Source organism: Nitriliruptor alkaliphilus DSM 45188 (genome assembly GCF_000969705.1).
In the GTDB taxonomy this organism is placed as follows: domain Bacteria; phylum Actinomycetota; class Nitriliruptoria; order Nitriliruptorales; family Nitriliruptoraceae; genus Nitriliruptor; species Nitriliruptor alkaliphilus.
In genome coordinates this window covers 2,838,054-2,862,946 of record NZ_KQ033901.1, presented here as the reverse complement: position 1 = coordinate 2,862,946, position 24,893 = coordinate 2,838,054, and the positions used below count along the sequence as shown (strand labels likewise).

The following is a 24,893-nucleotide window of genomic DNA, read 5'->3' as shown; positions in this document are numbered from 1 at the left end:
CGGCTCAACCGGGCTCCGGAGGCTACTCCGGTGCCCCGGTGAGGACGGTCGGTAGTCCGTCGTAGGGTGGGAAGCTGCCCGCCACAGTCCCGTCGTCGGCGACGTCGATCTCAGCCGCGAACGCCCCGTTCCCGTCGTGGCAGGAAAGCTTGACCGCGTGGCCGTGCTCGACGAGGTGTCCACCGGAGGCTAGGAGACAGTGAAGCTCGCCCAGAGCCGGGTGGTCGTAGGTGGCGGTGTAGACGTTGGCGTCGCGGTTCACGGTGGAGAACTCTCCGGAGTCGAAGAGCCACCTGAGCAAGACCGCACCCTCAACCACGTATGACCATCCCTCCGGGAGCACCCTCGGGGGTGTCCCACACGTTGTCGCAAAGCTCCCACACACACCGCCGCACGGTCTGAGGTTCTTCGGGGCTCACCCGGTACGTGAGCTCGTGACCGTCCTGCAACAACTCGGTGGCAGCTTCGTCGAGAGCTTCCTCAGCGGAGCTACCTGTGCGTTCTAGGAGGATGTCCAGGGCTTCGAGCCCGCCCTCGTGGAATGTGACCTCCCAGTCTTCGGAGTCCCACCGGTCGCGCTCGAGTTGAGCGTCAACCGAGACGGTCACGGGGATCCCGAGGAAGCTTCCCTCTTGCCGGACAATCCGCGGTTCGATGGCGCGGTGCATCTCCGTCCACACGTCCATGCTGACCTGCCGAACATCCCGGAGACCGTCGACGTCCGGCAGGTTCGACCCGAACCCGAGCGGAACGCAGCCTGTACCCATGACCGACAGAGCCGTCAACGCCGTCAACGCCGTCAGTCGACGCCAGGGGAAACGAAACACGAGCAGTCCTCCGGGTTTGCGCCGCCAGGCTCCCGGCGGCCCTGGGGACCGTGCCAAGCTGCCCTCATGACGCAGCAAGACCCTGTGCAGGGGCGCAGGCGTGACGCTCCTGCCGCGAGTACCGCTACAGAGCCTGTGCCCACAAAGCTGAACGGCGCCCCTGGTAGGGGGCGCCGTTCGGCCTTTCAGACCGGAATCGGTGTCAGTGTGTAGAATCTGCTGACATCAGTGCAAGATCTACTGTCAGATCCGTGCACATTCCGGGTGTGTCATGGTGAAAGCCATCACGAACTGTTGTTTTGCACGAACGTGTCAGTGGATTTTTCACTGTGACACGAAATCAGCCACAGGAGGCACGCTAGGGCCCCTTCGACGCACCGATGACCTGCACGCGTTCGACGGGTATCGCCGCGGGCTGACGTGCTCGAGGGCGTTCACGCCCGACATGTCACGCGACCGCGTTCGTGACCGTGACCGTGAGTCTCCTCGCTTCTCGAGCGCAGGGATGTCCGTCGGGCAGTCTGAGGATCGCGCACTTGTCCGCCATCCGTGGCGCGGGTGACGCCGCGGATGTATCCGAGTGGGCACAATCTCGCCCATGTGGGCAAGATTCTGCCCCCGACCCGAAGCGCGCACGAGCCTGGTCGAGAGCGACGAACGTGTACACGACGACGTGCGACGCGGCGAACCGGAACGTGCCCGGGCTAGCGGCTAGCGCGGTCGGCAGCGGTCCGCGGGGATCAGTTCTGCTCGCTCGGTGCCCTGCTCCTGCACGAGCAGTTCTTCGCCACGGATCTCCAGCACGGTGGCCACGACATCGCCACTTGGAAATGAAGCGATTACATGCTGACCCTGGATGTAGGACACGGAACCCTCGAAGGCATGGCGTCGGAACTGGGCGGCTGCACCGTCTCCTCTACTCTAGTTGGAGACGCTGATGAGTTCCGACGTCGCACGTGGCGTGCTGGTCCTGGGACCTCGCCGTGGGTGCCTTGACGAAGCCGCACGCTTGCAGGACGCAGGCGCTGAGTTGACATTGCTAGATGTGTCTGCGGTGTCGGCGGAGGCCGTGGTCGAGGCTGCCGCAAGGTTCCGGAGCAGAGGCCTGTCGCTTGTGGTTCTGGCGAGAGCACTCGAGGATGTTCCGGTCGAGGCGCGCCGCAACCTCGAGCGTGTACTCCTTGTGGACGACGTGTCCTGACCGGCCGACCGGCCGACCGGCCGACCGTTCAACCGACCGCTCGTGAATCGGAGGTGCGGGGGCGCCCAAGACTGCCACTCTTGCGGCCTCCATGACTTTCTGCACACCGCGTCACAGGTTCGCGCGACACTCCCCCGATGCCGCTGCTCGCCCACCACCCCGACCACGGAACGGTTGTCGCGACCGTCCCGCAGCAGTTCGCGCGCGTGCACCGCGTCTCCCCGTCGCTGCTGACCTGCAGAGAGTGCGGATGGACCCTTTACGCGGTCCGGAGCCACCTCGCTCAGCCCTTCTTCCGACACGCGCCACATGCGCCTGTCTGTTCAACCGCGTTCGAGACCCTTCACCATCTCCAGCTGAAACAGATCGTCGCTGACGCCATCGATGGCGCCGGCTGGACCGCCCAGCTCGAACAGCCCATCGGCACACGCCGAGCCGACGTTCGCGCAGTCCCACCCGATCCCAGCCGCACCCCTCTCGCCCTCGAGGTCCAACTGTCCCGCCAACGGGCCGCCGACACCCTCGAGCGCACCGACGACTATCGGCGGCACGGGCACGACACGATCTGGATCGTCGCCGACAGCGGCGCCCTCGGACGCCCCATCCCGCACGGCGTGCCCTACATCACCACCGACGTCAGCGGCAGCGTTGCAGGCCCCGCCACCCGCCGCCTGCCACTATCCCAGCTGCTCGCCGCCATCTGCCGCCATGAGTTGACCTGGCAGCCCACCAACCGTCGGTGGCACCCTCAGCCCGAACCTCCCCAGCCCCCACCCCGTCCCGATCCGACGCCCGCACCGGCACGCAACCAGCCCACATCCCCTCAAGCCGACGGCTTACACCCCCGATGGCAGCCGCTACTCGCCGCACTCACCGCGGCAGGACACACCTGGACCGGGCGACCATTCGCTGATGGCTGGTGCATCACCACCAACGACGACCTGAACCTCTACCTCGACTGCGACCCGCGCCACCCCGCCTACCAGGACGCGCCCATCGGCGTCGCCTTCTCCATCGTGCACCGGCATCCCGACGCCTACCGTCCCCACGCCCACGCGCACGTCAGCCGGTGGCAAGCACCACCCGGTCCGGCCCACCCGAGCCGCACCCAACCCAGCCTGGGCCTGTGATGGCCGCGCCGCTCGCCACGCGAGCGAGACGTCTCGGTCCTCAGCTCGTGCTCTCAGGTGCTTTTAGTGGATGTTGACGTAGCGGACCGGCGAGGCGGCTCCGCGCCGTGTCAACTCCGGCGGCAAGGCCTTTCCCTTCCACCGTGAACGGACCTTGTCCGGGGCGAGCGTGCCGACGAACCCGTAGCGGTCCTGGTCGATCTCGGTCTCGATGAGGCCGTCGAACTCCGGGTCGCTGGCTGGGAGCCACTGGTTGGGTTCGTAGACGTCCAGGATGACGCCCTTGCTCGCTGCAGCGACCCAGGCCGCCTTCTCGGCGTTGGCCGGGTTGAGCTTCCACGCGACGCGGACAGCGTCGTAGAGACTCTTGCCTTCTTCCAGGGACTTCTGGATCTTGATGACGAGGACGGGTTCGTCCGCGAAGTCGGCGGTCCGGCGCTGGTGCATGTCGATGATCTCTTTGACGTGCATGGTCCCGCGCTCGGAACTCCCGTGGCCTCCCTGGATGTTGGTCAGTCCCGGGTAGGCGTCCATGAGGGCAGCTTCGACCTCGAACGCGGTCGCCTCATCGAGTCCGTGGCGGTGGATGACGTGGGACGTCGTCAGCCCGGCGAGCTGGATGTCACGGATGAGACCGAGCTTCGGTTCGAGTTGCTCGTCACCGAACTCCTCCGCCGACACGTTGCCGTGGGCGTGCTCGAAGACCCGGTTGCCCTTGCCCTTGCCGACGTAGAACGTGTTCCCGGTCCTGGGGTCGACGAGCCGGTAGACGTAGAAGCCGAGCTTGTCGATCACGCCTGCCGGGAACCCGGTCAGGTCCGCGCCCTGCTGTGCGCCGCTTAACACGGAGTTGTCCTCCTGGCTCGAGGGTCAGGTCACGGATGTGCCGCCGTCCACGTCGAGGACGTGGCGGATCGCGGTGACGTCGTGAGCAGTCTGCACCGTGATCTCGGTGTTGCCAGAGCCGTGGTGACCGACGTCGCTGACGTCACGCGCCGTGTAACCGGCCTCGACGAGGCCGTCGGTCGGATAGTCGACGTAGACCCGCAGTCCGCCCTTGCGGATCACGATGCCAACGACCGGCGTGCCGCTGCTGTCGACGTAGTTGACCCACCACTTCAGGTCTGTCCGTGCCAGACCGGCCTGTTCGCAGAGGCTGGCGGTCTGGTCGAACAGGGCACGGACCTCGGGGGCCACCTGCTCGAGCCGCTCGGCCGGCGTCAGGTCGCCGAACCCGGCGCTGCCGGAGGTCAGCCCGAACTCGGCCTCGACGTACTCGATCGTGCGGGTGTCCTTCAGTCTGCATGGAAGCTGGTTGGCGAACAGGCCGGTCTCCCACACGGCCTCGTCCAGGGGCCGTGTGGCCTGCCAGGTCACCGGCACTGCGTACTCGGCGATGTCGGGGTCGCCGGCCGCGAGTCGTTCACGGAACTCCGGCGGGCAGTCGGGAGTCTCGGTGAACGGAACCTGTTGCCCGCCGTGCTCGACGAGGAACTCGTCGAGTGGGACCATCGGTCCGGTGATCTCACCCACTGCGATGTAGCCGCCGCCCTTGCCGACGTAGGCGAACACGCGCATGCCCGCTTCGACGTTGCGGAGGAACTTCCAGTAGGGCGCTCCCCCGCCCGCACCCACGAGCCCGTACTTGAGTCCGTGGGTCCACCGTGCCCAAGTCGGGTCATCGTCGGCCCGTCCGAGCGGGACGAACACGTCACGGCCGTTCCACGCCTTCTTCTGTCCCTTGTGCGCCCTCTTCGGGGAGACCTTGACCTCATCCTCGGCCGGCGGCCGCAGCCAGGTCCGTGAGAGGTACTCGCGCTCCCCGTCAACGAAGTGGGAGAACACCACCGCGTTGATGGGGACGTCGTAGTCGTCGGCGAGGTACTCGATGATGCGTGGCGTGCCGGTGTCGAGGGTGGCAGCGATGATGGTCAGCTTGTGCTCGGCGTTGAACGTCTCTACGTCGAGCGCGGTCGCGAACCTGGACTCGTAGGCGTTGCCGAGGTCGATGTCGTCGGTGTCGATGCCGTCATCGACCGTGCGTCGGCGCCAGATGTCCTCGACCTGTTCGAGGGTGAGCGTGCGGATCCACCAGCCGTAGTCGAGCGCCTGAGCGACCACGTCGCGTGGGGTCTTGGCACGCTTGAGTTCGATGGCGTGGAGCCGGGCCTCCTCGTCGATGGCGAGGATGTCGAGGTACTTGCCGTGACTGGTCAGCACCTGCCGGTCGATGACGAGCAGCTGATCGGGACCGAGCAGGTCCGGATCGGCCACGATCAGGTCCTCGAGCCGCTCCTCGAGATCCATCGGTGAGGACAGCACCGGGACGGGCTTGGCGCCTTCGACGCGCCACATCGACGTCTGCAGTGACACCAGTCCTCCTCGAACGGTTCCAGACACGACGCTAGGCGGTCCTAGCGACTGCCGCGCCTGCGACCGACGACTGTTCTCTTGCGGTCTCGTCGAGAGGAAGTCGTCGTCGGCAGCTGCCGGCAACCACGTGGTGGCAGCGGCCGTTCTGTCCCGGGATGACAGCATCGCTGGCTACACGTCGACGGGGTGCCCAGCAGCGCCTCGCGTTCTTGAGCATCGTGACTTGACGACGCCAGCAACCCGGTGGATTGTCGGTCTCTGGGCGATCAGCGAGAGTTCGATGGTCTACAACGGCTCGAAACACCTCCGGGGGGCCGCAGAACGAGTCGACGACTTGCTCGTTCGGCTCAGTACGGGACAGCTCGAGACCGACGCGACCCTCGGTGAGTTCTTCGACCAGTGGCTCGAGGCCCGCCAGACCCAGCTCGCAACGTCGACCTGGCACAGCTACCGCCGCGTCTACACCCTCTACATCCGGCCGCACCTTGCCGAACTGACGATGCGGGAAGTCACGGTCACCACGGTTTCGACCTGGATGGCGATGTTGCTCAGCAGCGGCGGAGCGCGTGGACAACCCCTCGCTGCGGCGACCGTCCGCTACGCACGGCTGCTCCTCCACAAGGCGTTCGAGGACGCGGTCCGCTCTGGCGCCCTCATGGTCAATCCGGTGTCGCGCACCGAGAACCCGTACCGCGACATCAACGGCGTGCGGGTCCGCTACCCGCCCGCATCCTGGACCGTGGAAGAGCTCCGCGTGTTCCTCGACCGAGTGGACCGCCATCAGCACGGGCCGCTGTTCACGCTCGCGGCGATGACGGGCATGCGCCGAGGTGAGGCCCTCGCGCTCACCTGGAGCGACATCGACATCGACCGGTCAGAGCTGGTGATCAGCCGCAACCTGACAGAGGTCGATGGTGCACCCGTGCTCGGCACCACGAAGAACGGCAAGACCCGGCGCATAGCGCTCGGGACACGAGCACTCGATGCTCTCCACGATGAGCGCGATCGGCAAGCCTCAGCCCGCGCCCGCGCCGGGACACGGTGGCGCAACGAGCCGGACTTCGTGTTCACCAGACCGACGGGTGACTTCGTGCGCCCCACGGTGGCGTCAGACGCGTTTCGGACCTTCGTCGGCCGACTCCCTGTCCGACGAATCCGTTTCCACGATCTGCGACACACGCACGCAATCCTGCTTCTGCATGCAGGCACACCAGTGGTCGATGTCAGCCACCGGCTCGGGCACGCCGACCCCGGCGTCACCCTCAAGCTGTACGCACAAGCACTTCACGATCCCGGCCACGCTTTGGCCGAGAAGTTCGATCGATTGCTCGACAATCGAATGTGGGCTACCACCGAAGACGGAAAGCGTCCCGCCGATAGCCGACGTGTTCTCCCACGACCGCAGAGCGACTTCCCACCACCAGCTAGTTCGGAACCGGTCGATCGAACCCGGTAGACCACCCATGTCCTACGACGTCTCGCTGCCGTCCAGAAGGCGGCAGTAGGGAGCCCCGCACGCTTCCGCCGGATGCCCTTGCGTGGCGGGCCCGAGCGTCTCGCGCTGCGAAACGAGAAGGTCGACCTCGGTATGGATCGCGTGGGGATCGACGAGGCCGGCCATGAGTCGCAGCACTGGTGTCGTCGCATGGATCGTCGCAGCACCGCGCTCGGTTGGAGCGGTCAGCGTCACGATGCCGCATGGACTGGCCAGGCAAATCTCGTGGAGGCTCTGACGAATCCCGTCGTTGCGCATCGTGTGCCAGGCGGGTAGGCGTAGCTGCCAACGCTCGTGGGTGTGGATCCACCTGGCGCTGCCGTTCCACGTGAAGATCGTGACGCCTGTGGGCCAATCCATGAAGTGACGGCGCAGATCCTGCCAGTGGTCGCCGATCGTCCAAAGCGTCGTCGACGACGGTTCAAGCTCCGTGTCGGACGCTTGTGGGCTTGGCTCCGTTGCGATGTGGCGCCTCCTCCTCGTGCATGGTGAGGATGCTGCAGCGGTGTGACATCCCGTTCGGACGGTGGGCGCGATCCAAACGAGTTGCCAGGTCGCCAGTACCCGCTGGCAGCGCTCACCCGGCCCGGTGCGTAGCGAGGGGAGCTGCGACCTTCGGCCGCTGGCCTGCTGTAGAACAGCAGGCCACGGTGCTGTCTTACAGCAGGTCTGGTAGCAAGTGCCTCGAGGCCCCCGGCGCCAGGTCGGGTCAGTCCCAGCGCAGATCGTCGAAGGAGCGCGAAGTGCAGCTCGGAAGCTGACGGCTCACGATGCCGCGGCCAGCTGCACGAGGTGGCTTTCGTCGAGCTGCAACGCAGCCCTCGTTCGTGAGGATTCGCGACGTTCACCTCGGGCCTTGCCGTTCACGTTCGTGCAGCCCGGCGAGACACCTCCCGAGAGCCGGACCTCTAGGAACCGGGCGGCGGGACAACGGGAGCGCGGCTTGTCGCCGTGTCGATCAGTAGGTAGCGAGACTGTTGGCCGTTCGGCAGGCGGGCGTAGTCGAGCCAACGCAGCTCGTAGCGGCCCGTCAGGCGTACCGGGTTCGTGCGGCTGCGCGTTGTCCCGGCTCCCGCATGGGTCGCCCAGGCCAGATCGCCGTGCAGGTCACGACCCTCGTGGATGCGAAAGTCGCGATCGATGGTCGAGCGCGTCGGCGGCTTCCAGTAGGCCGGATCGTTGGACAGCACAAGGACGAGACCACGCGCTGCGAGCCCCTGCCGGACCCAGCGTTCGACGCGGCCGACGTCCTTGACGACGTCGTAGCGGCTGATGTCGTGGGCGCCCTGGTTCGCGAGCACGAATCGCTCACCGGCGACGGTCACATCCGCCTTGCGGACCAGATACTTGAGCTCCGCAACGACTAACGTGCCCTCCGAGGTGGTGAGCCATAGGTCAGCAGCCTCGCGCACTTCAGGAACCGGACGTCGCTCAAGCCGGATCTGTAGCTGCGGCTCAATCTGCTGCAACTGCCAGGCCAACGCATGCTGAAGGTCCGACTCGGAGGAGAAGATGGGTCGCGAGAGCCTCAAGCGTTCTAGCGCCGCCTGGAGGTCAGGACGCATGGTGAGCTCCTCCGCCGGACGATCCCTCGCGGGCATGCAACCACCTCCGACGTCTGCTTCGGATGGCCTACGATCTTCCGGGACTTGCGAGGGGAGTCGCCTCAATCGGTCGGTCGGCGTAACCCAGGTGGCTGTTGCTGCCGCGCTACGGCGAGTCCCGACGGCCATGCCGACGTCAGCCAGGGATGTCGACCTGCATCTGTAGCTCGAGCAACGCGATCGCGACGATGTAGCGATGCTCTGGCTCATGCTGATCAACGAGGTCCCGGCGGTGGGGGGCCAGCAGTCGGCAGAGTTCTTCGACGCGTTCTTGGTCATCCACGTGATTGTGCTCCTCGGAACCCGCACTTTGCCATGCCAGCGGGGACCGACGGGCGGCCGGTTCCTATCGCCTGTGGACGACGAGACGAGATCCCGAGGCTGCCTGCAGAGCGACGATTCGCGAGCCGACGGTGAGCATGCCTGTAGCGACGGCCGATAGCGTTACCGCGGTACTGTTATCGCGGGTGGCGGGAGAGCGACGTGACGAGGCCGGTCACGACGTACAGGTGGCCCACTAGACGAGCGCCATCCAGCAGACGAGGTGAACGTCCTCGACGGTGATCTCGGGCAGCGGTTCGGTCGGGTCAGGAGGCTGGAGTCCTAGCTCGCCGACGAGGTTGACGATCGCTGCGGCGCGGTCTTGGTCTGTCCCCTCGGTCTGGAGGGCTTGGCGCATCATGCGCTGGGTACGTGGGTCGTAGGGGGCGCTGATGGCGTCGAGGATGCGGTAGAGCCGTTCTGGCTCCATGCCAGCGGGAGGGTTCGTCTCGAGCAGGGCTGCGGCGTCTCGCATCGGCTTGGGGATGGCTGGGGCGATGGCTCGCGGGTCGGCGTTGGTTCGCCACCAGTCCAGGATGTCGGCTCGGGCGACGTCCCACGCGTCGTAGGCCGTGTCGAGCGCCTCGTCCGGCATGGTCGCGGGCGTGTTCTCGGTGCTGGCGGCTCGTGCGAGACAGGTGAGGGTGTCGCCGGTGACGTCGTCGACGGCGATCGTGCGGTCAGGATCGAGTGGGACCCAGCGGAAGACCGGGCGGTCTTGGTCGGCGACGCGGGCGCAGAACACGTAGCCGGCTTGTCCGTCGACAGCCTTGCCGCTGCCGGCGACCCACGGCAGGTCGAGCACGCGGTCGCGCAGCGTCTTGTCTTCGAAGGCTTGCTCGAGCTCGCGACGGAACTCTTCCCCGGACATGGCGCCGGCCTCACCCGCTTCTTCGAAGAGAGTTGCGTCCTCGGCCTGGAGTGCTGCGATCTGCTCGCGGGTGTGGGTGAAGACGCGGTCGTCGGCCTTCGAGCCCGGAACGATCTCGCCTTCGACGCCGATGGACTTGGCCGCTTGGGTGATCTTGCGCTGCAGAGCCTGTTCGAGGCCGAGGAGGCTGTCGAGCATCTCGCCGGGGAAGAAGCAGCGGAGGAACACGCGCGGGTGTGGTGATCCGATCCGGTCGATGCGTCCGTGTCGCTGGACGAGACGCATCGGGTTCCAGGGCAGGTCGTAGTTGATGATGTGGCGGGCCTGCTGCAGGTTGACGCCTTCGGCGAGCACGTCGGTGGCCACCAGGATGTCGTAGTGGTCACCCCAACCTGCGGGTGCGTCGGCGGATTCGGGCGCGAACCCGAACATCGCGTCCTCCTTGTCGCCTTCGGCCCCGGTTACGAGGGTGATGCGGTTGGCGTAGGGCTCCATCCGCTCATCGGTGGCGATGGCGTGGTCGAGTCGCTGGCGGATCCACCGGGCGGTGTCGGCGTAGTAGGTGAAGATCAGCACCTTGCGTTTGGTCTGTGCATCGGCATCGTCGATGGCGTCTCGTTCCGCCTGCCTGCTGATCGCGACGAGCTCTTCGATGAGCTGGTCGAGCTTCGGATCGGCGGTGTTCTCGACGGTCTCGGCAAGCTGGGCGAACGTGATGAGCAGGTCACGGTCGTTGGTGACCGCAGCACGCAACTCGTCGACGTCGAACCGTGCGGAGGGCTCGCGACGACCTCCACCGACCGCGTCGGGGTCGAAGTCGTCACTGTCGGTCCGCTCCCAGGCGCTAAGGGCGTCACCCGTGAGTACCCAGCCGGCGGCGAGCGCGTCGAGGAACTTGTCGTGCGAGGCGGCCATCGTGCGGCACGTCATCGCGAACGCGCAGGTGGACGACTCGAACCGCTTGAGCAGGCCGGACCGCAGCAGGCCGGCGGCCTGGAGCTCGAACGCGTCCGGGTCGTCCTCGATCAGGAACGCGGACGGGGCGTAGCGGGCGAGGGTGAGCCGCTCGGTGTCGTCGTAGTGGAACTCGTCTGGGTCTGGGAGGGGGTTGTCAGGGTCGTGCGGGTCGACGCCGAGCGCGTGAGCGAACCGTTCGAACACTCCAGGGAGTTGCGGCTCGAGGTCGTACTCAACTCTCAGAACCTTCGGTTCGGGGAACGTGATCGTGATCTCACGGTCCCCCTTCATCATCTTCTGGTTCGGGTAGCGGTTCTTGATGAACCGGCGGGTACGCCGCACGGCGACCGCGTCGAGGATGTCGAACAGCTTGTCGGGCGAGAGGTCGTCGGGGTCCTCCGCTTGTGCTTCGGCGAAATGAGAACGCAACGACGGAACGCCAGCGTCCAGGAACGCCGCGTCGTTGCGAATGAAGTACGACAGCAGGCTGTGCAGGTCCCACAGGCTGTTGTTCACCGGCGTGGCGGTCAGAAGGACCACCTGCTTCGGCGGGCTTCCCGTCAGCAGTTGCCGCAGCGTGGCGGAACGGTTCGTGTCGGTGTTCCGGTAGGCGTGTGCCTCGTCGATCACGACCATCGCGTAGTCGTTCGGGTCGTGCCAGAGAACCTTGCCGTTGCTGCCGCCCAGCCGGAAGTCGCCAGCCAACTCCTGGAACGAGACGCACTGGATGCCCGCAAGACCGTAGTTGTCGAACTCCTGCTGGAACTGGCGCCACGGCCCGTCACGCAACGCCGCGGGAGCGATCAGCAGGACCCGCTGGCGAGCGTCTTGGACCGCTGCCCGCATCAGCTCGCCGGCCAGGAACGTCTTGCCGAGACCGACACCGTCGGCGATCAGCACGCCGTTGTGCCGGGCGAGGTAGTCGCGTGCCCGCCAGAGCCCATCGCGCTGGAAGCCCACGAGAGGGAGACCGGGAGGCTCCTCCTCTGGGCGGTCGAGTTCGTGGCAGTACCGCTCCCACAGCATCCGCAGGTAGACCACGTGCGGCGGATGGACGACGAACCGCTTCTCGTACAGGGCCGCGAGGTCGTACGGCTTCGACTCGCTCCACAGCTGCTCGAACCAGTTCAGAACCTCACCGACCACGTGTGGCTGGTAGTGGCCCAGGTTGAGCTCGACGTTCCGAGACAGGCCGGCCCTGGTGAAGTTCGACGAGCCGGCGAGCACACCGTCCTTGTCGGTCTCGACGATGAACGCCTTACCGTGCAGGAACCGGTCCTCGAGACGACGAACCTCCACCTTGCCCGACTCGATCCACGCGAGCATCCGCTTGATCAGGGCATCGTGGTCACGGGTGAACGAGATCAGGTTCCGGTCAGTCTCCATCTCAAGATGATGGGCCGACAAGGCTTCACGGAGCCGCCGCCGACCGTCGTCCTGCGGAAGCACGCCCGGGGTCAGACGCCGGACGCGGCTGACCTCCTCAGCGACGTCCGGCTCCGCGCCCAGAAGCAACCGAACGTGACCGGCCGCTTCGAGCTGATCTGCGACGAGCGAGAACCCGCCCGGGTTGAAGTAGGCACTCGCGATGGCGAAGTCTGGGGTCTCACGCCAGTGGTCGATGAGGTGTTGCCAGTAGCCCGTCAACGCCTTCGCGACGGTCTGTCCGTCGAGGTTGGTCGCTACTTCGGGGCGGTGGTCGGTACTCATGCGGCCTCGGTGGGAGCAGGATCCCAGGTGATCGTCCGGAAGTGGGTCAGTACGGCCTCGAGCCGCGGCTTGTAGTCCCAACCCACGTGGAACGTCTCGAACACGTGAACGAGTTCATCTTCGGTCAACCCGTAGAGCCGGGCTACACAGGCGTCCAACTCCGCCACAAGGCCGTCACGTTCGGAGCCCGAGACCGATGCGGCGGGCACCTCCACTGCGTCGGCCCAGGCTTTGAACCGGTCGTCGACAGCAGCCAGACGCCCCGCCACCGAGACGGTCTGCACGTAGCCAGGATGGGCGACGTCGGGCAGCGGAATGGCGAGGTCGCCCAGAACACTGAACGAGACGGTGGTCTCGACCAGGCGCCGCGCCAACCAATCCAGCGGGATGGATGCGAGCACACCGAGCAGATAGGCCTCGTCCTTCTGCGTCCCTGCGGTCCGAAGAAGGAACGGCGCCTTGTGCTGCAGGACGACCTCCGGGGGTACGAGCGCGACGATGATGGTTCTGGTGTCGGTTGCCCGAGCCACGTCGCGGAATGCGATGCGCGGCCGCATGCACGGCAAGGTTTCGGCGTCGAGGAGCGTCTCTGAATCGAGTGCCGAGAACGCTGAGCGCTGGAGTCGTGCCTGCCGGTTCCTCCGCTCGAAGAGGTGTTCACGCATCGTGGAGCGATCGGTCCATGCGTAGACCTGCCCGGTCTCTGCCTCCAGCAACCTGAACCCTGAACCACCCAACACAGGCCAACTATCAGGTGGCGGGGCCTCGCTGAACTCGAGCAATCCTCTTCGCTTCGCCTCGGTGGCGTTGACGTCTCCCTGCACCGGCCGCATAACGAAACGGGTGATGTCTTGTAGGCGAGGATGCTGTGCCATTGACCTGTAGATCTGCAGCGACTTGGGCGTCGGCAGGAGAGGGAAGGCTGCGGAGGCGCCCCAGCTCTTGAGTTCCGAGACCTGCACGTTGGAGGTTGCGCGGTCAGTGTTTGCTCGATAGTCCTCGAACGACCGGAACGGACCTCGCAGACGAATCTGGGCGGCCGGAGAAGAGAGGCGCTGCAGTGCGAGCAGGGCGATCGTGTATCGCGGCTCGACTTCATCGAACACCCAGTACCGGTTGTTCAGGAGCAGGCAGACATCGTTGAAGGCACCCTTCTCAAAGATTTCGTTTCGCCAGACCGCCATACCGGGGGCGCTCAAGACAGCTGATCGCGGCATGACCAGGCCGACATGTCCACCCTCGCGAGCCAGCGCCCAGAACCGCCAGGCGAAGAGTTGCGCGAAGTCTGCGTGGCCGACGCCCAACTCGTAGGGACCTGAGGTGACCACATCACGAAGTCGCCGTGTCCGCTCCTGCTCGAGATGGAGTGCCTTGAGCAGGTCGGGCCGCTGCACTTTGTAGTTTGCGGTAGCTGTCTCCTTCTCGCGCTGCGGAAGCCCTCGATGCCCAGGGAAGTGTCGGCCCCAGAACTCATGTTCCTCGACCTGGGGTTTCTCCCACGGCGGGTTCCCTACTAGGACGTCGAACCCTGGGTTCTCTCTGAGGAACACCTCAGGGAATGCGACGGGGAAGTGGATGGGGCGAAGAAGTCGTACGGCCTGTCGGGCCACTTCGGAGAGCAGATCGGGCGCCTTCTCGAGGCTCGTGAGCGCGGGCGGTTCTGTTTCTCCGAGGCGTGCAGCCACGACCAGGTCGAAGAGTTCGCTCACCGGGTCAATGGCGTCTGCGATCGCCTCGGACGCTTCGCGCGCGCGCTGAACATCAGTAGCGGTCGCATCAGCCAGATTCGCAAGCCTCTGCAAGGGTTGGCGAGCGGCGTCAAGCGCCTCAAGGATGGGGTTGTCGAACAGACTGGGCTGTACGCCGTCGGCGGTGAGTTCCTCTGTGGCCTCGTGAATCGTGCCGATGCCAGTCAGCGAGTCCCCGTGCACGAGGTTGTGGTCGAGAAACGAGAGAGGCAAGCCAGGCACGAAGGTGTGGATCCACATCGAAACTCTTGCGAGTTCCACTGAGATGGGGTTGAGGTCGACCCCATAGATGCAGCGACGTGCGATCATGCGACGAAGCAACGACGAGTTCTCGATCTCAACGGTGTCCGCGAGGTTGCCGAGGTGCTCGAGCGCGGCGGCCCTGAGCGTGTCGAGCTCCTCCATGACTCGAGGGATGGGGTGGCGGGTGAGGAACTCGGTGTATGTGGCTTCGAGACGGTCCACGACGGCGGTGAGGAAGTGCGCGCTTCCCATAGCGATATCGGCACACCGAAAGTCGAACAGCATGGCGGCTGCGTCGGCTTCCTTCCCGCCGGCAAGCTTGGCCGCAACGCGGGCCAGGTGTTCTTGGAGTGCGGGCTCGACTGTCTGCCCGATGATGTGCTCTACGGCGAATGGCTTTGTGAAGAAGGACCCTGAAGCCTTGCGCGCACCCGAGCGGTTGTGGAGGTAGATTTCACCGGCCTCCACGAGAACGTCTTCCCCCTCACGGGCGGGGCGGTACGTCCCTTCAGTGTCGACGGTCAAGTCATCGGCCGCCACCGAAAGCTCCGATTCGAGGAGGCCTTCGTAGATCGTTCCGAACTCACGAACGGAGAGGCTTCGGAAATCGATGGGACCTGCAACCTCGTCCTCGGTCTTGTCGACCATGAGTGCCATCAAGGCCGGCCCGAAGTCGGCGTTCGATAGGCGGAGGTCAGCGATGATCCCTCCTACCGGGTTTGCAGACGGGTCATTCGAGAACAGACCCCCGTTGTACTGCGGTACTCCCCAGCGAACGTGCCCCTTGTCAACCGCGGTGAACAGCTGTTGCGCACGGTCCCAGAGTTCGGTCGAGTCGGCATCGGTGGCCGGCTCGACCACGCTCGTGAGGGGGTTGTCGAAGCCAAGATCTTCGCCGGCGTTGGCATGATCTGCGAGCCGTCGAGCCAGGGTCTTCAGCGCGTGATCGGTGTAGTCGCCGTTGGAGTGCAGCGGCAGTAGCCGAGAGTCCTCGGCGTATGCCACGAATAGGACACGGAACAGAATGGTGAGCGCCGTCCGGTAGTGCAGCGCCAGATCGGACTCGGTCACGCCGCCCCGTTCGCGCGCGACGGCCACGGCAAGGTGTGGTACGGCGCGTGTGTAGACGCGGTCTCGAAGGCGCTGGGAGAGACCTGCGGCGTAGTCCTGCGAGGCGGTACGCACCTGAGACGCCGTGCCGTCCGGAGCCAGCGCCTCGGGCGAGAACAGCAACGAGAGGTAGCCAGCCCGGTCGGTTTGCAGGAGCGGCAGGTTGAGCTCAGTGTAGGTCTCGGCGCGGCCCCGCTGCCCAGCTGCTCCTGCGGTTTCCGTAGAGTAGAGACGCAGATTGCCGCCTCGTACGGCGACGACCCACTTGAGGTTGTCGCGGTCTGCTGCCGCGAGGGCGTAGCTGACGGGTGTCTGGCCGCCGTGACGCGCCGAAGGCTGGTCAGCCTGTTCCGAGGGCTGAAGGAACACCGCGACAGCGCGGGAATGTCCCTCCGCTCGCAGCACGTGGTGTTGGCCGGACGGATCGACGGTGTAGCCAAGATCGCGAATCAGCTCGTGGTCCCGCTTGGCGAGTAGCGGCTTGGAGCGTTCGACGGCCTCAGTCCAGTCTGGTCGTGCCGGCACGCCCTCAGCCAGCTCGTGCGTTGCGAAGAGCCCGCGGTTGAGCAGGCCTACGGCTTCATCGCTGCCACTTTGGAGAGCCCCGGCGACGAACCGGGCGGCGTTGTGACGGTTGGGCTCCTCCAGTGCCGCTTGCGCAAGCCGTTCGGCCTGCGGCAGGTCGAGGTCGACGACGACGGGGTCATCTCCTCGTGGTCCGCAAACCGCCGCCCGTCGCAGGTCGTCCTCAGGCCAGGCGACCACCAGCAGGAGCGGAGCGGCCGAGTTGCCGTGGCGCGCTTTCCAAAGCTTGCGCACGTTGGTGTTGCTAGGACGAGTCGTTGCTGTGCCGTGGGCGACCTCTAGGGCGTGTGTCCCGTTCCCGCGCCAGTAGTAACGGGGGGTCACTCCAAGTTCGCTCGCGTCGGGCTGATGCCACGTCCCCTTGTGCGCGGTGCTCTCCCCCAGGAACTGCTGACTCACGCTGTCTCCTCGATGCTCCGGTTCAGTGTCGCCCCTGCACGCACGGCCACGACGGAGCACCCGTGTCGGACGCTCGAGTTCCTGACCCCGCCTCGCGCTACGACTCTTGTCGCTCATCCATGTCGTTGCGACGTCATGCTAGGCGGCGAGCTTCGCGCTGTCCGCGAGGCCGTGAGGCGCAGGATTCGCTTCCCGCGGTGACGGGCTAGAGGAGAGTTGGGCGCTAAGACCGAGCGCTCATCGTGGCGGGTGCTGTGGCGCCGCCGGTCGACGAGGCCGCGTGTCACGTGGTTCTAGGGTCCAGTCGGCGCGTAGCGCCTCCGCGACGGCAGCGAGGACGATGAACTCGGGCCAGGTGCGGCCACCTGCGATGTTCCCGACCACGTGCTGGGAGACGCCGGCACGGCGCGCCAGCGCGGCACGGGACAGGTGCTCCTGTTCGCGCCGCTGTTCGATCTGGATCGCGACGCGGGCGACCGCCTCAACGAGCGCGAGCTCTGTTGGGTCGTCGGTCGCGAAGGGGCCGTCGGGCCACGTGGTGGGTGCGTACTCCCACGGTTTCCGAGGCGGCTGGATCTTGGATGCCATGCGGGCATCGAAGCGGGTGAGCGACGTTCCCCTGTCGTTGTAGCGACACGCGGATGGCAGTCGGAACTGCCGTTACACGTTTCGTGTAACGGTGGCGACATCGACGTAGTGGCGCTCTCGGCGGGTGCCGCACTGGTCATGTCATCGCCGAACTGAGACATGCCATGAGCTCACTCCTGTCCTCCTCGCCCTGGCCACAGGTCGACCTCGAGCGCGGCTTCGAGTCGTGCGATCGTGATGAGGTCGGGCCACGACTCGCCTCGCATGACCGCTCGAAGCGCAGCGTGGTTCATCCCGGCTGCGCGGGCGACCTCCCGCAGTCCGCGGCCTTCCATCGCCGCGTGCAGGTTCGCCGCCAGCTGTTGGGCGACCCGTGCGGCCTGGGGCCCGTGCACCTCTCCATCAGGCCACTCGCCGGCGACCAGGTAGCTCGCCGGCGGTCCGCTGATTCCGCGCCGCGCCATGCCCGCAACCTACGACCGAGCGCGGGCAGTCCTCTGCAAGCGGACCAGCCGACCGCTGGCGGTTGTCACACCAACCACCTAGCTTGCCTCCCTGCAATCGAACACACGTTCGACCAGCACGGTGGGGAGGTGAGTGCGTGAGTTGTCTCCAGTCCCAGATCGGGGTCCGGGTTCACACGCTGGTGGGCGCGCTGGCGGAGGAACGTGCTCCGGTGAGCGGTCCGGTGTTGCTGTCGGCTGCCGGCCGGTTGTTGCGGGCCCGTCCGATGACCAGCGGCAACCGCGCCGGACGGCAACGGATCGCGTCGATGGCGGCTCTGTACCTGCGGACCTTCGCCCCGCCAGCCGACTGGCGGTTCCTGGGTGCCGAGCATCCTGTCGCCACCGGCCGGGTCGATATCGCGTGGCAGGCAACCGACGGGACTGTGCTGTTCGACGAGATCAAGACCATCACGCGCCTGTTGACCGATGACGTCGCCCGCGAGCAGGTCGACCGGTACCTGGCCAGTGGCACCGCCATGTACGGGCCGATGTTCGCTGGCGTGAGGTTGCTGGCGCTGGCTGAGCCGCAGACGTCGCTGTTCGCGCTGCCGGATGGCCAGCGGATCCCGTTGCGGGGTTCTGGCTGGTGGCTTGGAGGTGAGCTGTGACCGTGCGTACAGACCGTGTCGACTCGGACGTCACCGGGGTTGCCACCAGCAAGCGGCAGATCATCAAGGTGCTGCTCGAGATCGAGGACGACCTGGGAGGAAGGGTTCCCACCGCGGCCGTACGAGACGCGGCCAATGAACTGCAGGTCAGCGAACGGACCGTCTGGCGCTGGCTCGAGCAGTCCCGGGACACCGGTCCAGCCCAGACACGTCGCATCGACTGGACGCCCGACGATGCGTTCTTCCAGGTGTACGCCGCACATCGCGGGAACGTGGCAGCCACCATCCGGGACCTGGAACGGGCAGGCGTCGCGGTCCCGAACTACGCCACGGTGCGACGTCGGCTTCGCGAATGCGACCAGACCCGCGTCCAGGGCGCGGTCACCGGCCTCAAGGGGCTTCGCTCCAAGCAGGTCTACAGGGTCCGCCACGTTCCGCACCGCAACCACACCTGGGAGATTGACCACACCGAAGCGCCCGTATGGGTGCTGCATCCGGTGTCGACCAAGCCGGTCAAGCCGTGGATCACGGTGGTTGAGGACGCCGCGACCAGGTTCGTGCTGTCCCTGCAGGTGACCTACGCCCGGCCGTCTTCCAACGAGGTCGTCGCCGCGATCGCCTCGGCCATGCTCGCGCGACCGCTGGACAACGACGGCGCGGTCAGCGGTGGTCGGCCGGCCCGCTGCCAGTGGGACCAGGGCGCGGACCTGCTCAGCGACCACGTGACCTCGATGATGCTGGAACTCGGCATCGACGCGCGGCCGGTGGCCTCGTACAGCCCGCACCAGAACGGCAAGGTCGAAGCGTTCAACAAGATCATGAAGAGCGAGCTGCTGACCAAGCTGCCTGGCTACAGCAAGGGACCGAAGTTCGGGCGCGACAACCCGTTCCTCACCGGCGGCGGGAAGAAGAAGCCGGTGCTGTTGACCGGTGCCCAGTTCGAGGAGCTGTTGTCGGAGTGGCTCGACGTCTACAACCACGAACGGGGCCACGGGCAGCTCAACGGCCGAACGCCGGCGGAAGTGTGGGTGTCCGACGACTACGAGCTGCGGCATGTGGACCCGGACGAGATCTGGCCGGCGATGCTCGCCGTCGAGCGCCGCAAGGTCGGCCCGACCGGCGTGCGCCTCAACAGCCGCCACTACATGTGTGCCGCGCTGACCCGTCGGGTAGGCCAGAACGTCCAGGCCCGCTACCTGCCTAACCACCCGGACTTCATCGAGGTGTTCGACGAGACCGGCCGCATCCACATCGGTACGGCGTTCGAGACGCTCGACGATGACCAGTGGCAGGAGGTCAGCGCGATCCGCCGCGAGCAGCTCTCGCAGGTCAAGCGCGACATCCGGGGCAGTGTCGAGCGTCGCGTCACCCGCGCGCTGGAGAGGCCCGAGGACAACACCTTCACCAGCTCCCGCCGCAAGTCCGACGCCGACGAGCTGCTCGAGCTCGAGGATGAGGCGTCCGCCGACGAGCCACCGACCATGACCGAACCCGACCCGTCCGATGATCTCGCCGCGGATGACGCGGACGAGGCCGATGACGATTACGACGACCTGTTCGACCTGGAGACCGCCTGATGCCCGCCACTCGAACCGCCCCGACCGGTCACGAACTCGCCGACGTCCCTATCGCGGACAACGTCTTCACCGACCAGTTGCGACACGCGCACCTGTGCTGCCGCGACACCGTCAGGGGGCGGACCATCGGGCTGATCACCGGCGACCCAGGGCTTGGCAAGACCCATGCCGTCGACCGGTACTTCACCGAGCACCGCATCCCGCACGTTCGTGTCGAACCCTCTGCGCTCGGTCGCAGCCCCAAGAGCGTCCTGTACCGGCTCTTGAGCGTCCTGCGGCCCGAGATCAAGCCGCGCGGTACCGCGATCGAACTGGTCGACGAACTCAAGGAGATCCTCGCCGAGGAACCCCGCACGCTCATCATCGACGAAGCTCAACGGCTCGACGTCACCGGGCTCAACCTGATCCGCGAACTGCACGACGCACCCCAGACCGACTTCCCGTTGCTCCTCGTCGGAGGTGCCGGGGTCACCCGGACCCTGGCGACCGACCCCGCCCTGCTGTCCCGCGTCGAACGCACGTCCCGGTTCAAGCCCATGAAGGGAAGCAAGCTCGTCGCCGCGCTGCACGAACTGCACCCGCTGCTGGCGGCAACCGATCAGAGCGTGCTCGAGGACCTCGATCGTCGCGTGTGCCGCGGCCACTGGCGCGACTGGCTCAAGGTCACCCGCTTCGTCCTCGATCGGGCAGAGGCAGCCGGCTACCCCGACAAGATCACCCCCAAGCTGGCCAGGGCCGCCAGCTCGGCGCTCAACCCGGCACCGTGATGCTCAAACTCGCCACCTTCGACCCGTACCTGACCAGCAGCGAACACCGCCGGCTACTGGACAGCAACGACCCGACCAGCGGCAGGGCCGTGGCCACCGTCACCCCCGGTGGACGTCGCACCACCTGGCTGGCCAGCGACATCCTGACCGCGCTCGGAGCCCGCCGGAACGTCACCGGCGGCGTCGGCACGAAGCAGAACGACGACTGGGACCTCGTGCCCATCTGGCTCGAGGCTCACCAGCTCGACCAGCTCATCATCCTCCAGGCACAGCGGCTGCACCTGCCGGTGCTCGAGGCGCTACTCGAACTGACCGCCGAAACGCCGACCACCGTCGTGCTCGCCCCCGAAGGTCCTCTTACCAGCAACGCCCTCAAGTTGATCGAACCGCACGAGCCCATCCGGCTCGACGGACGCGACCTTCTGACCGACGTCGCGTCGCGCCCTGCCGACGTCAACACGGCGTTCCCGACCGTGCCGATCACCGATTTCCCGACCTTCAGGGCCGACTGCAAGGCCACGCTGCCCGCCGACGACTTCGCCGTCGTCGACGAGCGCTACCGGACCGCGTTCGGGCAGGCCAGATCCACGTTCGTGCACGTGGAGCCTGACGACGAGACCGTCATGGCCGTCTACGACGATCTTGCCGACTCGTGCCGGACCACCGACGAACTGCTCGTGGCTGCCCGCGCGTTGCAAGCCGCTGCGTTCCGTGCCGGCGCCTACGTCCGCGTCGACGTCGACACCTACCTCGTCGCGGCCGACACCATGCCGACCAGCGCCCGCAGAACACCGCAGGTGTGGCGACAGGTTGCGGCCTACCCCCGTCCCTGGGTTGGCGCCGCCATCGCGGCCACCGCAGCGGGCATCGCCCCGGCCGACATCGTCGAGCTCACCGTCGACCAGCTCGCCGACGACGGGACGGCGATCCACAACCCGGACGGCACGAGCACGGCGATCGACCCGAACGCCCAGGTCTACGTACGCGCCCTCAAGATTCAACTCCAGCGGGCCGGCGCCAGCCCGGACGCGGTCGCGTTCGTCGACACGCGCAGCCGTCCCGTGACCCTGCGGGCGGTCTGCGACATGCTCGCGACCGCACGTCTCGAGCTCGGCGTCCCGACCGTCCACGGACGTGTCCTACGACGTCCCGCCGCCGCGACTACACGACTTGGCCGGACCGGCCTGTCAGTCACCAGGATCGTCTGATGCTGCTCAACGCTGACCTGTGCATCCGTCGCCGCCAAGAACTCGGCCTCTCTCAACGCGAGCTGGCACGGCGGATGGGCATGACCGCGGCCGTGATCGAACGGATCGAAGCCGGCACGAACCACAATGACCTGCCCCTGGCGATGGTCGCCGCGCTCGCCGACGCACTCGCCCTCGACATCCGCGACATGGTCACACCTGACCCGCCGTCTCGCGAACCATCCGATCAGGACGTCGACCAGCTCGCCGCGTTCCTATTCGACACCGGGTGGGTCCCCCAGTCCGCGATCTGCGAGCTGCTGGGCTGGACCCCCGAACGCACCAGTACGGCTATCGACGAGCTCGAGCGTCGGCTCGACCGCACCGGCCTAGCCGTGCAGCACCGTAACGGGCAGAGCCGCCTCCTCACGGCGATGGCCCCCGACGACACCGAACAACGTGCACAGACCATCCACGCCCACCTGCGCCGCTCGGGCATGACCGCCAGCCAAGCCCGCACCCTGCACCGCGCCCTCGACGGCATCGAGGAACGCCAGATCGCCTCCGTCGACGACCGCAACGCACTCGGAACCCTCCGCAACGCCGGCTACGTCACCAGAGACACCCACGTCGAGCTCACCGACGCCGTCAAGTTCAGCCTCCTACTCGACCAGGAATGACCACCGTGCGAGCCGACCCTCCTCCGCCACGCCCCGACAGCGGGGTGCAGAGCGTGGAAGCGGAGCTCGCCCTCACAGCGCTCGAGTCCGAGCTCAAGGCACAACTCGCCGAACTCGGCATCCGTGCCTGCGCCATGTGGGACCGAGAACAACACACCTACCCCGTCCACGTCTACGCCGTCCCCGAGCCCCACATCGTCGAGCCCGACCCGGACGTCACAGGCCTGCCGTGGCACGGCCGACTCGGTCACCACGACGCTACGCGCCTCGAGACGGCCCTCGACGACCGCGGTTCAAGGCTCGGCACACGCCTGGTCGGCGCCACCTACCAGCTCGTGTACCGACCGGCCCGGCCAGCGTTCCTCGACATCCGGTTCCGCCCCACCGTGGATCTCCCTGGTCTCGTCGACGTCATCTGGCAACTCGTCGCCACCGACTCGGCAACAAGGACGCCACCGCGCTGTCGGAGTGGACAGATGTGGGGATGACGAGCCACGGAGCACTCGCCATCCCCGCTCGGTCATGCCTTTACTTGTGCTATGAGCACAATGAGTAGGCAAAGTATTATTACTACTTCTGCCATATCCATCAGCCTCCTTTCGTTGGGATTACCCCAGATGTTCGGGGCTTTTGCCCCACTCTGCGGGTAGTCAACTACGGGAGCCTGACGAGGCCTGACCGAGCTGCGGCACTGTACCACCCGCCGCCAGCCCGTTATCCGTAAACCATGTGTGCGGTTGAGCGAGTAAGTCACTCTGCGCTCACCGGCTGGAAGAGGTGGAGAGTACTCCGACGATTCTGCTAGACGCTCCCGGCCTTCGAGGCCGATTTGGGCCGCCGAGCATCTACGATGTCAAGCTTGACGTCGAAACCGTTGGCTACAACGTCCGCCACATACTTCGGCACGTCCTTGATGCGGTCGGTGCTGGAACCGCGATCCCTGTATCGGACGGCCAGAAGACGCCCCTGTTCACACTTGTCCGACTTCATGTATGTCGGCAACTGAACTCTAAGACCATCCCAGAACTTGCCGTTATGCAGCTTCTTAACCTCAATCAAGACGCGAAGTGTTGGGCCGGACGACAGCTTGAAGTCAACAGGCCCCTTGCCCATCTCGACTTCGCGATCCATCTCGACGCCGTGCATCCGGCAGTACGCACGCGATACTCCCAACATCAGCAGCTGCGCCGCCTCCTCCCTCTTCTCCGACCCGTTCTCGTTCCAGAGGAGCGACCAGCCACGTTCCTGCTCAACGAAGTGCTTGAAGTGCTCAATCACTGCATCGACGAAGGCTTCTAGCTCGTCCTGCGTTGCTGGCGACGCGGTCGTCAGGGGGTGGGCCGAGGCATACTTCTTGCCGGCTTCCTGCCACTGAACGACGCCGAGTGGGTCGTCTTCCATGTCGTAGGACGAGGCGAGTCCGTTCTTGCTGACGTGATCAGCCCAGCGATGGATCCGTTCTGGGTGGCGCCGAGCCAGTTCGACTATCTCGCTCTTCGGTACTCGCTGACCAACCCGCACGTTCATGGCGTTCCGCAGATCGGAGTTTAGTGACGAGTCAAACCAGTCATTGGCGTTCAACACGGGCAAAGCACTGAGGAAGCGCTGAGGCACGAGGATGACGGGACGACCGTCGGGCCTTGTAGGGAGCTCGTGAGTTCGGGAGATCCAACGACCGGTCGTCAGGTCGACGGCGGCATTCCTGACCTGATGCTGTTTCGTGGGGACTCCGCGGGCTGTGGCGACCTGCTGGGTGTACTCGACGAACCGGCCCTTCAGGATGTTGCACGTCGCGTCCGAGATGCCGTCGGCGCCCACGCGTTCGGTCAGGAAGCCGACCTCCTCGATGTGCTGAGGGTTCGTGAGACCCGCGCGTACGGCGACCGCGATGCCGTTCAGCATGCGTCTAGCCAGACCCTTCCCCCCGCCCGTCCCCCGCGTGCCCGCTGACGTGTAGCCCAAGCAGAACTCGTCGGGTTCAGGGAACCTCAGAAGTGCTGCAGCGGACCGGCCGCTGTTGGAGGTCGGCCCCCCACCCATGCTTACGAGCGTGTAACAGCGCTTGAAGTGGTCGAGAAGCTCGTCATGCGCGTCGCCCCAGGGCGACTTCGGGTCCTCCTCCCATAGGAAGAAGGGGTCGACGAAGAGCCTCGTGTCGACGTGGAGGTCCGGATCGAACCAGTCGTCCGTCGCGTTCCTCGCGATGCCGAAGTGATCGCTGAACTTCATCGGTCTCCCTCTCGGTGCCCCGGCGACCCACACGCCGCGATTTCGATTGCTCGGGTCCTCGTCACCGCGAATCAAGCCGCACCATGCGGATGCGGACGACTTCACATCGGAAACGACGTGTCGTCTGCGGCTCCGCTCGGGGCCGAACGCGCTCCGGAACGTCGGAGCGTGAACAGC

21 protein-coding genes are annotated in these 24,893 nt (G+C 66.1%); 8 read left to right on the top strand and 13 right to left on the bottom strand.

Annotated elements, in window-relative coordinates:
* Positions 1–22 precede the first annotated feature (22 nt).
* The 3 genes from NITAL_RS13370 to NITAL_RS28070 all read right to left on the bottom strand — a co-directional run bounded on the left by NITAL_RS13370 (position 23) and on the right by NITAL_RS28070 (position 1,694).
* On the bottom strand, positions 23–319 hold the full coding sequence (locus NITAL_RS13370) for a hypothetical protein (RefSeq protein ID WP_052666763.1): 297 nt from the start codon (positions 317–319) through the stop codon (positions 23–25).
* Positions 312–827, bottom strand: coding sequence for a hypothetical protein (locus NITAL_RS13365; RefSeq protein ID WP_052666762.1), 516 nt, complete (start codon positions 825–827; stop codon positions 312–314). The genes NITAL_RS13370 and NITAL_RS13365 overlap by 8 nt, the downstream gene beginning before the upstream one ends.
* Before the next feature lie 711 nt (positions 828–1,538).
* Positions 1,539–1,694 (bottom strand): hypothetical protein, encoded by a 156-nt coding sequence (locus NITAL_RS28070; protein ID WP_169786835.1) that lies wholly within the window; start codon positions 1,692–1,694, stop codon positions 1,539–1,541.
* A gap of 471 nt (positions 1,695–2,165) precedes the next feature.
* Between NITAL_RS28070 and NITAL_RS13360 the strand changes: the two genes are divergently transcribed.
* Positions 2,166–3,158: a competence protein CoiA family protein gene (locus NITAL_RS13360; protein ID WP_052666761.1), complete on the top strand. Its 993-nt coding sequence runs from the start codon at positions 2,166–2,168 to the stop codon at positions 3,156–3,158.
* A gap of 63 nt (positions 3,159–3,221) precedes the next feature.
* Here NITAL_RS13360 and NITAL_RS13355 read toward each other — a convergent pair whose 3' ends face one another.
* Positions 3,222–4,004: an LEM-3-like GIY-YIG domain-containing protein gene (locus NITAL_RS13355; protein ID WP_083441548.1), complete on the bottom strand. Its 783-nt coding sequence runs from the start codon at positions 4,002–4,004 to the stop codon at positions 3,222–3,224.
* Between the two features lie 24 nt (positions 4,005–4,028).
* Complete coding sequence (locus NITAL_RS13350; RefSeq protein WP_052666760.1) at positions 4,029–5,531, bottom strand: hypothetical protein; 1,503 nt, start codon at positions 5,529–5,531, stop codon at positions 4,029–4,031.
* 280 nt (positions 5,532–5,811) lie between these two features.
* Here NITAL_RS13350 and NITAL_RS13345 point away from each other — a divergent pair, with 280 nt between their 5' ends.
* Positions 5,812–6,987, top strand: a complete 1,176-nt coding sequence (locus tag NITAL_RS13345; RefSeq protein ID WP_052666759.1) for a tyrosine-type recombinase/integrase — start codon at positions 5,812–5,814, stop codon at positions 6,985–6,987.
* Positions 6,988–6,999: 12 nt separating this feature from the next.
* Here the strand turns inward: NITAL_RS13345 and NITAL_RS13340 are convergent, their stop codons facing one another.
* From NITAL_RS13340 to NITAL_RS13310, 7 genes are all read right to left on the bottom strand, one after another.
* Positions 7,000–7,386, bottom strand: coding sequence for a hypothetical protein (locus NITAL_RS13340; RefSeq protein ID WP_052666758.1), 387 nt, complete (start codon positions 7,384–7,386; stop codon positions 7,000–7,002).
* A 548-nt stretch (positions 7,387–7,934) separates the two neighbouring features.
* Positions 7,935–8,591, bottom strand: coding sequence for a hypothetical protein (locus NITAL_RS13335; RefSeq protein ID WP_157041823.1), 657 nt, complete (start codon positions 8,589–8,591; stop codon positions 7,935–7,937).
* Positions 8,592–8,766: 175 nt separating this feature from the next.
* Positions 8,767–8,913, bottom strand: coding sequence for a hypothetical protein (locus tag NITAL_RS27315; protein ID WP_157041822.1), 147 nt, complete (start codon positions 8,911–8,913; stop codon positions 8,767–8,769).
* A 234-nt stretch (positions 8,914–9,147) separates the two neighbouring features.
* A complete protein-coding gene (locus NITAL_RS13330; protein WP_052666756.1) occupies positions 9,148–12,489 on the bottom strand; it encodes a helicase-related protein in 3,342 nt (1,113 codons plus the stop codon).
* Entirely contained in the window at positions 12,486–16,574 is a 4,089-nt protein-coding gene (locus NITAL_RS13325; protein WP_157041821.1) for an Eco57I restriction-modification methylase domain-containing protein, read from the bottom strand. Before NITAL_RS13325 ends, NITAL_RS13330 begins: the two co-directional genes overlap by 4 nt.
* A gap of 237 nt (positions 16,575–16,811) precedes the next feature.
* On the bottom strand, positions 16,812–17,162 hold the full coding sequence (locus NITAL_RS13315; protein ID WP_052666753.1) for a helix-turn-helix domain-containing protein: 351 nt from the start codon (positions 17,160–17,162) through the stop codon (positions 16,812–16,814).
* Positions 17,163–17,332: 170 nt separating this feature from the next.
* Complete coding sequence (locus NITAL_RS13310; protein ID WP_083441547.1) at positions 17,333–17,626, bottom strand: helix-turn-helix domain-containing protein; 294 nt, start codon at positions 17,624–17,626, stop codon at positions 17,333–17,335.
* 137 nt (positions 17,627–17,763) lie between these two features.
* Here NITAL_RS13310 and NITAL_RS13305 point away from each other — a divergent pair, with 137 nt between their 5' ends.
* The 6 genes from NITAL_RS13305 to NITAL_RS13280 are packed head-to-tail and all read left to right on the top strand — an operon-like array spanning position 17,764 to position 22,975.
* Complete coding sequence (locus NITAL_RS13305) at positions 17,764–18,276, top strand: hypothetical protein (protein ID WP_052666752.1); 513 nt, start codon at positions 17,764–17,766, stop codon at positions 18,274–18,276.
* The gene (locus NITAL_RS13300; RefSeq protein ID WP_052666751.1) at positions 18,273–19,853 is read left to right on the top strand and encodes a Mu transposase C-terminal domain-containing protein; all 1,581 of its coding nucleotides are present in this window, start codon (positions 18,273–18,275) and stop codon (positions 19,851–19,853) included. Before NITAL_RS13305 ends, NITAL_RS13300 begins: the two co-directional genes overlap by 4 nt.
* Positions 19,853–20,620, top strand: a complete 768-nt coding sequence (locus tag NITAL_RS13295) for an AAA family ATPase (RefSeq protein ID WP_052666750.1) — start codon at positions 19,853–19,855, stop codon at positions 20,618–20,620. The genes NITAL_RS13300 and NITAL_RS13295 overlap by 1 nt, the downstream gene beginning before the upstream one ends.
* Positions 20,617–21,828, top strand: a complete 1,212-nt coding sequence (locus NITAL_RS13290) for a hypothetical protein (protein WP_157041820.1) — start codon at positions 20,617–20,619, stop codon at positions 21,826–21,828. The genes NITAL_RS13295 and NITAL_RS13290 overlap by 4 nt, the downstream gene beginning before the upstream one ends.
* Complete coding sequence (locus NITAL_RS13285) at positions 21,828–22,487, top strand: helix-turn-helix domain-containing protein (RefSeq protein ID WP_052666747.1); 660 nt, start codon at positions 21,828–21,830, stop codon at positions 22,485–22,487. Before NITAL_RS13290 ends, NITAL_RS13285 begins: the two co-directional genes overlap by 1 nt.
* Before the next feature lie 44 nt (positions 22,488–22,531).
* Positions 22,532–22,975 carry a hypothetical protein gene (locus NITAL_RS13280; protein WP_157041819.1) on the top strand — a complete coding sequence of 148 codons (444 nt, stop codon included), beginning with the start codon at positions 22,532–22,534 and terminating at the stop codon, positions 22,973–22,975.
* 313 nt (positions 22,976–23,288) lie between these two features.
* On the opposite strand, the gene NITAL_RS13275 is transcribed toward NITAL_RS13280, so the two are convergent.
* The gene (locus NITAL_RS13275) at positions 23,289–24,716 is read right to left on the bottom strand and encodes a hypothetical protein (protein ID WP_052666743.1); all 1,428 of its coding nucleotides are present in this window, start codon (positions 24,714–24,716) and stop codon (positions 23,289–23,291) included.
* Between the last annotated feature and the right edge of the window lie 177 nt (positions 24,717–24,893).